The following is an 11,621-nucleotide window of genomic DNA, read 5'->3' on the forward strand; positions in this document are numbered from 1 at the left end:
GGCGCCCAGTTCAGCTCGGTGTTCCTGCGTGACCCCGGCGACCGCGACCTGCTCAAGCTTTCGTGCGCGCACAACTGGCCCCAGTCCGCGGCCATGTTTCTGGGCCAGTTGAGGGTGCGCGTGGGTCGCGGCCCCACCGGCACTGCCGTGGCCGAGAAGCGCCCCGTCGAGGTCCCGGATGTGTTCGTCGACCGGGCCCTCAGGGAGTGGTGGGAGCCCGCGCGCGAGTTGGGCTTCACCTCGATGATCTGCCTCCCGCTGGAGGTCGGCGGGCAGGCGGAGGGGGCGCTGAGCTTCTACTTCGCCGAGGCGCACGAATTCGAGGACGGCGAGCGGCGGCTGCTGGCGTTGATCGCGACGCAGCTCGCCGCGACCGCCGAGAAGGCACACCTGATCGAAGACCTGCAGGGCGCCAACCAGGCGCTCCGTCGCCAGAACGAGGAGCTGGGGCGGCAGGTCCGCGACGCCAACACCTCGCGCCAGCTGAAGAACGAGTTCCTGGCCAACATCAGCCACGAGCTGCGCACGCCCCTCACCGCGATTCTCGGCTACACCTACCTGCTGAAATCCGAGAGCGCCGGTGACCTGAACGAAAAGCAGCTCAACGCCGTGGAGAAGATCGATCGCTCCGCCGGCATCCTGCTGCGGCTGATCGGGGATCTACTGGAGTTGTCCCAACTCAAGCTGGGCCGGGTCCCGGTCAATTGGCGCTCCACCGACGCCGTCGACGTGGCAAGGCGCGCCATCGAGGCAGTGGACGTCGACGCGCAGACGGTGGACTTCGCGTTCGAGGAACCCGCGGCTCCGGTGCCGATCCAGACGGACCCGGACAAGGCCCAGAAGGTGCTGGAGAACCTCCTCTCCAACGCCTTCAAGTTCACCCACGAAGGGCGCGTCACGTTGACGCTGCGCGTCACGGAGAACCCGGCCGGGCCGTTTGCCGAGACGGCCGATCGGGACCGCGGCTCGGCCCCGCCCCGCTGGGTGGAGTGGGAGGTCAGGGACACCGGAATCGGGATTCCGGGGGAGAAGCTCAACACGATTTTCGATGAGTTTCGGCAGGTGGACGGCAGCTCCACCCGGCTCTACGGCGGAACCGGGCTCGGGCTGGCGCTGTGCCTGCGCATCGCGCGCCTGCTCAAGGGCGAAGTGCTGGTCCAGAGCACGCCGGGAGAGGGCTCGGCCTTCACCCTGCGGCTGCCCAGCAACGGGCTGACGTCGGGGTCGCAGGGCTGACCCTTGCCGGCTTCCGGGTGGCGCCGAGCGAGGCAGGATCCGCGGCGCGCGGCCCGGTGTAGGGATCCCGGCTCGCGCGCGACCGAACCGCGTCGGTAGGTTAGCGGTTCGCTGACTGGAGATTCGCGCCGCCCGAGGCGGCTTGCACGCACACAGACCAACCCACTCCATGGCCATCACCGATGACGACTGGCAGGGCCCGGCAGCAACCACCGCCGAACCGGCCCTGGGCGCAGCCGACCGCTCCTTTTTCGGGCACCCCAAGGGGCTGTCCGTGCTGTTCTTCACGGAGATGTGGGAGCGCTTCAGCTACTACGGGATGCGGGGCATCCTCATCCTGTTCATGACCGCCTCTGTGGCCAACGGCGGGATGGGTTTCGACACGGCCAAGGCGGGAGCGGTCTACGGCCTGTACGTGTCCTTCGTGTACCTGCTGGCGCTCCCCGGGGGGTGGGTCGCGGACCGCGTGGTGGGTCAGCGAAACGCCGTGTTCATTGGCGGGGTCGTTATCGCGCTGGGCCACTTCTCCATGGCCGTGCCCACGGCCGCCATGTTCTACCTGGGCCTCGTCCTGATCATCTTCGGCACCGGCCTGCTCAAGCCGAACATCAGCACGATGGTGGGCGAGCTCTACCCGGGCGACGCCGGCGCGCGCCGCGACGCGGGCTTCTCGATCTTCTACATGGGGATCAACCTGGGCGCGTTCCTCGCTCCTCTGGTGGTGGGGTATCTGGGCGAGAAGATCGACTGGCACCTGGGCTTCGGGGCCGCCGGCGTGGGCATGGTGGCTGGCTTGATCTGGTACAAGGTAGGCGGTCGCTACCTGGGCGACGCAGGGCATTTCGACGGCGACGTGGCGGAGGCCCGGGCGCGCGGGAAGAACCTGCTCTTCGCGCTGGTGGGGCTCGGGGCGGTTCTGGTCGCCGGGCTCTACATGCAGTCCTCGGGGACGATCAACGTGACCGCCGCGCGGCTCGCGAGCCTGGGCGGCGTGGTGATCGCGGGACTGGCGCTCGCGTATTTCGCGTACGTGCTGATCATGGGCGGCCTGGATCTCGTGGAGAAGAAACGCGTGGTAGCGATCTTCTTCCTGTTCGCCGCCTCCGCGCTGTTCTGGTCGGGCTTCGAACAGGCGGGCTCGACCCTCAACCTGGTGGCCGACCGCATCACGGACCGCTTCATGTTCGGCTGGGAGATCCCGGCGAGCTGGTTCCAGTCGATCAACGCGTTGTTCATCATCACGCTGGCGCCGGTGTTCGCATGGCTCTGGGTCGCGCTCGCGCGCAAGAACCTGGAGCCGTCCAGCCCGCTCAAGTTCGCGTTCGGCCTCTTGCTGGTAGGCGCCGGCTTCGCGGCCATGATGCTCGCCACGTTGGCGATCGCCACCGGCGACCAGATCAGCCCGGCCTGGCTGGTCCTGACGTACTTCCTGCACACCACCGGCGAGCTCGCGCTCAGCCCCGTGGGCCTGAGCACGGTGACGAAGCTCGCGCCGCACCGCATGGTGGGTCAGATGATGGGCGTGTGGTTCATGTCCATTTCACTCGGCAACCTGATCGCTGGCCAGGTCGCCGGACTCTACGAATCCATGGAGCTGTCCACGCTGTTCGGCACCGTCGCGACGGTGTCCGCGGCCGGCGGCGTGCTGCTGCTCCTGTTCGTCGGCCCGATCCGCAAGCTCATGGGGGGCGTGCACTGATCCTGACTCGATTCGCGCTTCCGGCCCGCGCGCCGTCGGCGCTGCTGCTGGCCGGGATCGTCGCCGGCGCCTCCGGCTGCGGCGATCCCGTGCGCCCCACCCCGCCGCAGATCGGCATGGACGTGGTGATCGATTCCGATCCCAGCGGCGCGGCCATCGTGCTGGACGGTGTGGACACCGGCGAGTTCACGCCCGCCACGCTGTCGGGTCTCACCGCGGAAACGCACTCGGTGGAGATGTTCGTGGACTCGAACGGCATCCGCTACGAGGTCAGCGCCGCGTTCGCGCCGTCGCTGGACTCCGTCATCAGCTTCTCCGCGCCTCTGGGCTTCCGCTGCTTCGTCGCTCCCTGCGGGGGCGTCGCGCACACCGCAGGCGACCTCCTCTTCGGCTCCATGGCGAACGGGTCGCTGATCTTCACCGGCTCCGACGACGAGCTGTTCTGGCCGGCCGCGACGCCGAATACGTACGCGGCGACCGGCGCGCCCATGTTCGCGGCGATCGACTCCAACGGGGACACCCTCGCGCTGGGCCCGTACGACGGCGCCATCCTGTACGGGCGGCCGGCGCGCGAGATCATCGAGACGCCGTTCCGGCTGCGCCAGTCCACGTGGATCCTGCCGCCGGTCTCCGAAACCCAGTTCGCCAGCGCGCGCGGGGTCCGCATCGATGAGGAGGTCATCGGCGGATCGGAGGCGCCGGACGGGCTGCTGATTCGCCTGACCTTCACCAACGTGACCGACCGGACCTCGTACGCCCTGGCGGATCCGGGCGCGGCGGGCGGATTGACTTTCAACGACGCCTACATCGGCTTCGCGCTGGACGCGGACGTGGGCATCTCGGAGGACGACCTCGTGGGCTACGACGCCGACCCGGGCCGGCGGTCGGTCTACGTGTACGACTCGGCGTTCTCCGAGGCGTCGTTTTCCGCCGAATGGCAGGCGCGCCCGGGCCTGATCGGCATGCGTATCGCCGAGTTGCCGGCGGGCACGTCCGTGCGCATGAACGCGTGGCCGCGAGACCTGGACTGGAAGGTCACCGGGATACGCCGAATCGAGGTGGGCGGCAACACCTTCGATCTGGAGCGGACGGGCTACCCCTGGGTGAGCGCGACGGGGGCGCGGGATACGATCATGGACGAGGCGATCGGCGTCCAACCCACGCTGCCCGACGACTACCGGATCGTCGTTTCGGCGGGTCCGCTAACGCTGGCTCCGGGCCAATCCGCCTCCGTGGGGGTGCTTCTGGCCATAGCGGAGCCCTCGCCTGGCACGTTCGCTTCCGGGACCGTGGTACCGCCCGGGGACCCCACCGACGAGGCCCGGCCGCTGTTCGCCGTCGCCGCAGCTCTGCGCGACGCTTTCCTGCAGGCGGAGGCGTTGCTGGCGCGCTGACCGGTTCAGCGCATCCGTCGCTTGAGGTCCTCCAGCCGCTCCTCCGCGGCGCGCTCGCGCCGGTCCTGCTCCAGGTGGTGGAAGTCGGCCGCGTCGGGGTCCGGTCCCGCACCGACGCTGGATTGACCCAGGTCTTCTAGTCGGCCCGCCCCATCCTGCACCTCCCGCAGCGCTGCCTCCATCTCGTCTATGTCGCGCGCCAGTAGCGTCTGCTCCTGATCCAGCAGGTCCAGCTTCCGCTCCAGGATCTGCGCGCGCTGCCGGTGCCGCTCGGCATAGCGGACGGCGATGTCGGCGGTTTCCTCGTCGTCGATCTCGCGCGCCATCGCCTCCCGGCGCACGCAAACCTGCTCCTGCTCCCGCTCGTGCGAGCGGCGGTTCCGGTAACGGGCCCGCTCGTCGTCCAGGCGCCGCAACTCGCCCCGGGCGGAGGCGAGCTCGCGCTGCATGACGCGCAGCTGCGGGTGGCCGTCCCCTCCTGTCTGCAGCTCGTCCCAGAAATTCTGGACCGCCTGACGCCACGCCTGCCGTAGGTCGTCGAACATGGTGGAAGGGTACAGGAGGCCGGGTGCGAGAACAACGTCAGTGGCCCCGGCCGGCCGATGGCTTGACATACCCCCCAGGGGTATATATGATGTGTACCGCCACAGGACCCCGGAAGAGGCACGAGAGGGCGATGACTACGCACCGACACGCCGTGGCCGTGGATCCCGAGATCCGCAAGACCGCCACCGACAGGCTTCGTCGCATCGAAGGGCAGGTGAGAGGCCTGCAGAAGATGGTCGATGAAGGCCGCTACTGCGCCGACATCCTCGTCCAGGTATCGGCGGTCCACGAGGCGCTGCGCGGAGTGGGCAAGCTGCTAATGGGCAACCACCTCCGGCACTGCGTCACGCACGCGCTTCGGGGCGAGGACGACGACGAGGCCGAGCGAACCTACGCCGAGGTCCTGGACCTCATGTACCGCCATGCCCGCTGACCTCGGCGCGCCCGTCCACCCGGGCTCGGAGCGAGGAGGGGCGCAGACGACCGACCCGCAGGCGTTCTCCGTCCCACTGACGGGCATGACCTGCGCGGCCTGCGCGGCGCGCATCCAGCGCGGTCTCGAGAAGCTGGACGAGGTCGCCGACGCGGCGGTCAATTTTGGCTCCGAGCGCGCGCGGGTGCTGCTGGCGGAGGGCGGCTCGGCCGCCGACATCGTGGCCGCCGTGCGGGACCTGGGTTACGACGTTTCCACGACGGACGCGCTGCTGCACGTCGAGGGCCTCGCGACGGCGCACACCGGATCTCCCTTGGAGGCGGCGCTCGGGCGACTGCCCGGCGTCCTGCGGGCGGACGTGAACCTGGCGCGCGAGACCGCCACGGTCACCCACATCGCCGGTACCCTGTCGCCGCGCGCCCTGGCGGACGCGGCGCGCGCCGCGGGCTACGCAGTGACCGCGGTCGACGCCGACGATCCGGCGGCGGTGGAGGCGGCGCTCCGCGAGCGGCAGATCGGCCAGCTCAGGCGTCGCTTCGCGTTCGCGGGGCTGGCCGCGGTGGTCTCCATGGTGCTGTCCATGCCGCTCATGGCGGACGCGGGTGGGGCCATCCGGTCCGGCATCGCGCACCGCCTGATGGCGCCGCTGGCGCGCGCCACGGAGGGCGTGTTCCCCTGGGTCTTCACGCTCGACCACGGGCTCGTGCGCTGGGTGCTCCTGATCCTCACCGCCGCCGTGATGGGCTGGGCGGGGAGGCAGTTCTTCCGCGGCGCGTGGAGCGGGATCCTGCACCGCAGCGCGGACATGAACACGCTCATAGCGGTGGGGACCGGAGCCGCGTTCCTGCTGAGCGCCGCCGCCACCGTCGCGCCGGGCCGTTTCCGCGCCGCCGGCCTGCCGCCCGACGTGTACTACGAGGCGGTGTCGATGATCATCGCGCTGGTCCTGCTGGGGAAGCTGCTGGAGGCGCGCGCCAAGGGCCGCACCTCCCGCGCGATTCACGCCCTCGTGGATCTTCAGCCGCAGCGCGCCATCCGCGTCGAGGACGGCCGCGAGCGCGAGGTCTCGGTGGACGATCTGGCCGTGGGGGACGAGGTGCTCGTGCGCCCGGGCGAACGGGTGCCGGTCGACGGCACGGTGCTGGCCGGCGAGAGCGCCGTGGACGAGGCCACGTTCACGGGAGAGCCGGTGCCGGTGGCCAAGCAGAGCGGGGACGACGTCCTGGGGGGCAGCGTGAACGGGGACGGCCTGCTGCGCATCCGGGCGACCCGGGTGGGCTCCGATACCGCGCTTTCGCAGGTCGTGCGGATGGTGGAGCAGGCGCAGGGCGCCCGGCCCGACATCCAGCGCATGGTGGACCGCGTCGCGGGGGTCTTCGTGCCGGTGGTGGTGGTCGTCGCGCTGATCGCGTTCGGCGCGTGGCTGCTGGTCGGCCCCGTGCCCAGGCTGCCCTTCGCGACCGTGGCGTTCGTCACGGTCCTCATCATCGCGTGTCCCTGCGCGCTCGGCCTGGCCACGCCCACCGCTGTCATGGTCGCGACCGGGCGGGCGGCGGGCCGCGGGCTGCTGTACCGGGGCGGGGACGCGCTCGAGCGCGCGGCCTCGGTGACCCGCGTGGCGCTGGACAAGACCGGGACGCTCACGGAGGGCCGCCCGCGCGTCGTGGACGTGTCCGCCGCCGAGGGCTTCTCCGAGGCCGACGTTCTGGGCGCGGCCGCCTCCGTGGAACGGGGCTCGGCGCACCCGCTGGCCGCGGCGATCCGCGAGGCGGCCGAGGCCGCCGCCGTCGCGCCCGCGCAGGCGCACGAATTCCGCGCGCACGGTGGGCGCGGCGTGGAGGCGCGCGTGGACGGCGTTCACGTGGCGGTAGGCAACGCCTCGTTCATGGCCGAGCAGGGCCTGGACGCGGCGCCGTGGTCGACCACCGACGAAGAAGCAGCCACCGCGGTTTTCGTCGCCCGTGACGGGAAGCTGGCTGGAGCGATTCGCATAGCCGACCGCGTGAAGGCGGGCGCCGCCGAGGCAGTGCGCGACCTGCGCAGGGCAGGCGTGGACGTGCTCCTGGTCACGGGCGATGCGGACGGCCCGGCGCGGTTCGTCGCGCGCGAAGTGGGAATCGACGACGTGCGCGCGGGCGTGCTGCCCGCAGGCAAGCTGGAGGTCATCGAGGAGCTCCAGCGCCAGGGACACGTGGTGGCCATGGTGGGCGACGGCGTTAACGACGCGCCGGCGCTGGCTCGCGCGGACGTGGGCGTGGCGATCGGCACGGGCGCGGACGTCGCGCTCGAGGCGTCCGACGTCACCCTGGTCGGCGGCGATCCCCGCGGCGTGGCCGCGGCGCTGCGCATCGCCCGGCGGGCACGAGCGGTCATCCGCCAGAACCTGTTCTGGGCCTTCTTTTACAACGTGATCGGCATCCCCATCGCCGCGGGGATACTCTATCCCTCGTTCGGCGTCCTGCTGTCGCCGGTGATCGCCAGCGCGGCGATGGCGCTGAGCTCGGTGAGCGTCGTGACAAACAGCCTGAGGCTCAACCGCGCGTGAGGGGCGCCGCGCTGGCCGTGCTCAGCTTCGGCGCGCTCGCGCTGCTCCCCGGGCGACCGGTGGTGGTGGGCTTCGCGGTCCTGCTCGGCCTCGCCGCCGGCGTGTACGTGGGCTTCGCGCTGCCCTCCGCGAGCGCGGGCGAGCAGCGCTTGCAGTGGATCGTGGCGATCGGCTTCGTCGCTCTGGCGGTGATCGGCGCCACGTCCCTGCCGTGGCTGCTGGTGGCGGGCTGGCTGGCGCACGCCGCGTGGGACGCCCGCCATCACACGACCAGAGACGGGATCGCACCTGCGCCGCCCTGGTACGCGCGCCTGTGCCTGGTCTACGACGTGGCCGCCGCGATGATCTTGACCGGCTGGTATCTTCTGGCGTGAGGCGCCGGCTGGAGCCGACGGCGCAAACGAAGGAACGAGAGGCGTTTCAATGACGAAGACGAAGCTGCGTATTGAAGGAATGAGCTGTGGGCACTGCGCGCACGCGGTGACCCAGGCGTTGGAATCGGTGCCGGGAGTCCAGCAGGCGCGCGTGGACCTGGAGGGCGGGAGCGCTGAGGTCGAGCACGAGGGCGCCGACCGCGCGGCGCTCGTGGGCGCCGTCATGGATGAAGGCTACTCGGCGGAAGAGCTCGCCTGACCGGGTCCGCTCAGCCGCCCCCCGGATAGACGTAGGCGTCGGCGATACCTCCCAGCGCGGGACGCGCCGGCTCCAGCTCGGCCTCGACGCCCGGCCACGTGAGCGCCGACAGCGTGGCCTGTCCGAGCCCTTCGTCGTCGGCGAGCGGCGCGAGCGTCGCGCTGCCGGACCAGACGCGCCGGGCATCGCCGTAGAAGCCGGTGCCCCCGAATCCCGCCACCGGCGCTCCGCCGCCCACTTCCCGCGGGCCATCCGCCAGAACGGTGTACAGGCCGGAGCCGAAGCGCCCCTCCAGCAGTTGGCCCAGGCCGTCGGGCGAGCTGGTTGCGCCTCCACCCGCCGACACCCGCACGCGGACGCCGCGCAGCACGTCCAGGCCGTCGGCGACCACCACGATTCGCGCGCTCGGTTCCCTGCGGAGCAGGGCCTCGACGAGGACGTCGCGCGCGTGCGCCGACCGTTCGGCCCACCGGCGCACGGCCTGCGCCGGCGACGACGTGGTGGAGGGCGGCCAGTCGGCCGGCAGGAGCGCCAGCAGGCGGACCGCGCGATCCGCGCCGAGATCGTCGTTGAGGCGCCAGATGGCGCGATAGAAGTCCCTCAGCCCGGCGCCCCGTTCGCCTTCGGTCGGCGGCAGGAGGCTGGGTTCCTCGGGCGAGCTGGCCAGGTAGCGATCGAGCGCCGGCTGATGGCGCGCCGGGGCGGGGACGCCCACGGCCTCCAGCCCGGACCCGCGCGCGACCGAGTCGGTAGCCGCGATCACCACGCGCCACGCGGCGCGGTCGGCCACGGGAAGTCCGAACAACAACGCCTGGTGCCCGCGGGCCGCCTGGGCGAGGTGAGGAACGGGGTCGACGCCGATCTCGGCCAACCGAGCGACCGTCGTGTCACGCTCGGGGTCTACCCGCTGCAGGAGAAGGAGCGCGACCACGGCCCCGAGGACGAGCAGGAACCCGATCGTCCCCGCCAACCGACGGGGCCGACCCGGGCGCACGCCCGTAGCGTACCTCAAGCCTCCTCATCGGCGGGCTCGAAATCCAGCGCGGCGGAGTTGACGCAGTAACGCGTGCCCGTGGGCCCGGGGCCGTCCGGAAAGACGTGGCCCAGATGGGCATCGCAGCGAGAGCACAGAACCTCCGTTCTGACCATGAACAGGCTCCGGTCCTCACGCGATACGACCCGCTCGGCGTCGACCGGCTCGTAGAAGCTCGGCCAGCCGGAGCCCGAATCGTACTTGGTGTCGGATGAGAAAAGCGGCTCCCCGCAGCACACGCACCTGTACGTGCCCGCGGCCTTGTGGTCGTGGTATCGGCCCGTGAACGCCCGCTCGGTGCCCCCGCGCCGGGCGATCTCGTACTGCTCGGGCGTCAACCGCTCGCGCCACTCGACGTCCGTCCCGGGGAGGTCTTCCGGGTCGCTCACACCCTCTCGGGCCGGGGGCTTTTCGTCGGGATTATTCATGGCTCTGTCGATTGCCCAAATTACTGGAACCAACTAAATTACGCCCCTGTAAAGGCCAAGCGCAAAGGAGGCCAGATGGACGATGTCGCACGCGACGCGAAGCGGCTCCTGCTTCGCTATGGAGCCCCGATCGCGATCGTGGACAAGCTGCCCGAGGACGATCGAATCACGTACGCTCGCGTGATCATACATACCACCCTTTCCGAGCGGGGGAAGAAGGTCAAGCAGCTGCTGGCCGAGGGAGGCTGGACCGAGGCTTGAACCGGATCGGGGTCGAGTCCGATCCGTCCCCTTCGTGTAGGGTAGGCCGCCCCGGATTCGCACCGGGGCGGTTTTTTTCGTGTCGCCGGGCCGGGCCTAGATGAGCAGGAGCGCCAGCGCCGTGTAGACGACGGCGGCCCCCCCCGCGGCTATGATCGCCAGCGGAAGCTGCGTGGTCACGTGGTCCATAAGGTCCGAGCCGGTAGCCAGGGCGCTCAGGATGGTCGTGTCCGAGATGGGGGAGCACTGGTCGCCGAACACGGCTCCGCCGAGCGTCGCCCCGAAGCACAGCGACACATAGGTGGGGTCTGGGACAATCGCCCACGCGAGCGGCATGGCTAGCGGGAAGACGACCGCGTAGGTGCCCCACGAGCTGCCGATCGAGAAGGCGACCGCCATGCAGATGACCAGCAGCAGCGCCGGCAGCAGCGCCGGGACTATGGCGGCCGCGGTCGTTTCCACCAGGAACGCGGCGGTGCCCATGGCGCGCGAGACCTGCCCCAGCGTGACCGCCAGCGCCAGGATGATCGCGCCGATGGTGACGCCCTTGCAGCCCTCCACGAACCCGCTGATCGCTTCCTTGACGTTGAGGCCCTTGAGAACGGAAAGCAGGAACGCGGACAGCACCGCCAGCCCGAACGCCTCCGCGATGGGGACGTTCACGCTGGAGAGATCCCGCGCGAGCAGCCCCGGCACCACGCCCGAGGCAGCCACCCCGATCAGCACTCCCAGCGGCACGACGAAATCCGACAGGCCCGTCGGGTAGCCCTCGGGCACCTTGTCGGCAGTGAGTTCGGCGGCCGCGAGGGGCTCCGCTCCCGGCGCGTCCAGCTCCCCGGTCGCCCGCGCCCGCTCCCGCGCCGCGGCCATCTTGCGCCCCACCCACGGTATGCCGTCCCAGGCGAACAGCAGGGTCATGGTGACCGCGAAGAGCGCGTAGAAGTTGAACGGCACCGATCGGAAGAAGAACCGCACCGCGTCCGCCTCGGTGGCGAACAGCGGGATGGTGCCGACGACCAGGCCGCTCACGTACAGGGGCCAGGCGTTGAGCGGGATGAGCGTCGCCACCGGAGACGCCGTGGAGTCGATTACGTAGCTGACCTCCTCGTGGCTGACCCTCTGCGCGTCCGTCACCGGCCGTACGGTGGTGCCGGCGAGGATGGTAGAGATGGTCCCGCCCTGGTGGAAGATGATGCCCACCAACCAGGCGAAGAACTTGGCCGACCGAGGCCCCCGCACGATGCGCCGGCCGGTCACTTCCGCGAAGTGGCGCGCCCCGCCGGTGCGCGTCCACAGGCCGATCAGCCCGCCCAGCGCCCACAGGTAGACCAGCAGGATGAAGGCGAACGACTCGCTGCCGATGGCGGGAATGAGGAACGCGTCGAGGACGTTCCACTGACCGCTCACCGCGCC

12 protein-coding genes are annotated in these 11,621 nt (G+C 70.6%); 8 read left to right on the forward strand and 4 right to left on the reverse strand.

Annotation, left to right across the window (positions count from 1 at the left end; translation table 11 throughout):
* The 3 genes from ABFS34_14115 to ABFS34_14125 all read left to right on the forward strand — a co-directional run.
* A partial coding sequence (locus tag ABFS34_14115) for a GAF domain-containing sensor histidine kinase (GenBank protein ID MEN8376578.1) occupies positions 1 to 1,236 on the forward strand: 1,236 nt, incomplete at its 5' end.
* Positions 1,237 to 1,378: 142 nt separating this feature from the next.
* On the forward strand, positions 1,379 to 2,935 hold the full coding sequence (locus ABFS34_14120) for a peptide MFS transporter (GenBank protein ID MEN8376579.1): 1,557 nt from the start codon (positions 1,379 to 1,381) through the stop codon (positions 2,933 to 2,935).
* 89 nt (positions 2,936 to 3,024) lie between these two features.
* Positions 3,025 to 4,329, forward strand: a complete 1,305-nt coding sequence (locus tag ABFS34_14125; GenBank protein MEN8376580.1) for a PEGA domain-containing protein — start codon at positions 3,025 to 3,027, stop codon at positions 4,327 to 4,329.
* A gap of 5 nt (positions 4,330 to 4,334) precedes the next feature.
* Here the strand turns inward: ABFS34_14125 and ABFS34_14130 are convergent, their stop codons facing one another.
* A complete protein-coding gene (locus ABFS34_14130; GenBank protein ID MEN8376581.1) occupies positions 4,335 to 4,874 on the reverse strand; it encodes a hypothetical protein in 540 nt (179 codons plus the stop codon).
* 131 nt (positions 4,875 to 5,005) lie between these two features.
* Between ABFS34_14130 and ABFS34_14135 the strand changes: the two genes are divergently transcribed.
* From ABFS34_14135 to ABFS34_14150, 4 genes are read left to right on the forward strand one after another with little or no spacing between them, the layout of a single operon-like run.
* Entirely contained in the window at positions 5,006 to 5,308 is a 303-nt protein-coding gene (locus ABFS34_14135) for a metal-sensitive transcriptional regulator (GenBank protein ID MEN8376582.1), read from the forward strand.
* Positions 5,298 to 7,853, forward strand: coding sequence for a copper-translocating P-type ATPase (locus ABFS34_14140; protein MEN8376583.1), 2,556 nt, complete (start codon positions 5,298 to 5,300; stop codon positions 7,851 to 7,853). Before ABFS34_14135 ends, ABFS34_14140 begins: the two co-directional genes overlap by 11 nt.
* Positions 7,850 to 8,227: a DUF6010 family protein gene (locus ABFS34_14145; protein MEN8376584.1), complete on the forward strand. Its 378-nt coding sequence runs from the start codon at positions 7,850 to 7,852 to the stop codon at positions 8,225 to 8,227. The genes ABFS34_14140 and ABFS34_14145 overlap by 4 nt, the downstream gene beginning before the upstream one ends.
* Positions 8,228 to 8,276: 49 nt before the next feature.
* Entirely contained in the window at positions 8,277 to 8,486 is a 210-nt protein-coding gene (locus tag ABFS34_14150) for a heavy-metal-associated domain-containing protein (GenBank protein MEN8376585.1), read from the forward strand.
* A 10-nt stretch (positions 8,487 to 8,496) separates the two neighbouring features.
* Here ABFS34_14150 and ABFS34_14155 read toward each other — a convergent pair whose 3' ends face one another.
* Positions 8,497 to 9,498, reverse strand: a complete 1,002-nt coding sequence (locus ABFS34_14155; protein ID MEN8376586.1) for a hypothetical protein — start codon at positions 9,496 to 9,498, stop codon at positions 8,497 to 8,499.
* Positions 9,495 to 9,908 carry a peptide-methionine (R)-S-oxide reductase MsrB gene (msrB, locus tag ABFS34_14160; protein ID MEN8376587.1) on the reverse strand — a complete coding sequence of 138 codons (414 nt, stop codon included), beginning with the start codon at positions 9,906 to 9,908 and terminating at the stop codon, positions 9,495 to 9,497. Before msrB ends, ABFS34_14155 begins: the two co-directional genes overlap by 4 nt.
* Before the next feature lie 114 nt (positions 9,909 to 10,022).
* Between msrB and ABFS34_14165 the strand changes: the two genes are divergently transcribed.
* Positions 10,023 to 10,208, forward strand: a complete 186-nt coding sequence (locus ABFS34_14165; protein MEN8376588.1) for a hypothetical protein — start codon at positions 10,023 to 10,025, stop codon at positions 10,206 to 10,208.
* A gap of 96 nt (positions 10,209 to 10,304) precedes the next feature.
* On the opposite strand, the gene ABFS34_14170 is transcribed toward ABFS34_14165, so the two are convergent.
* The coding region (locus tag ABFS34_14170) for a Na+/H+ antiporter NhaC family protein (GenBank protein ID MEN8376589.1) at positions 10,305 to 11,621 on the reverse strand (1,317 nt) is incomplete at its 5' end.

It is taken from the genome of Gemmatimonadota bacterium (assembly GCA_039715185.1).
In the GTDB taxonomy this organism is placed as follows: domain Bacteria; phylum Gemmatimonadota; class Gemmatimonadetes; order Longimicrobiales; family RSA9; genus DATHRK01.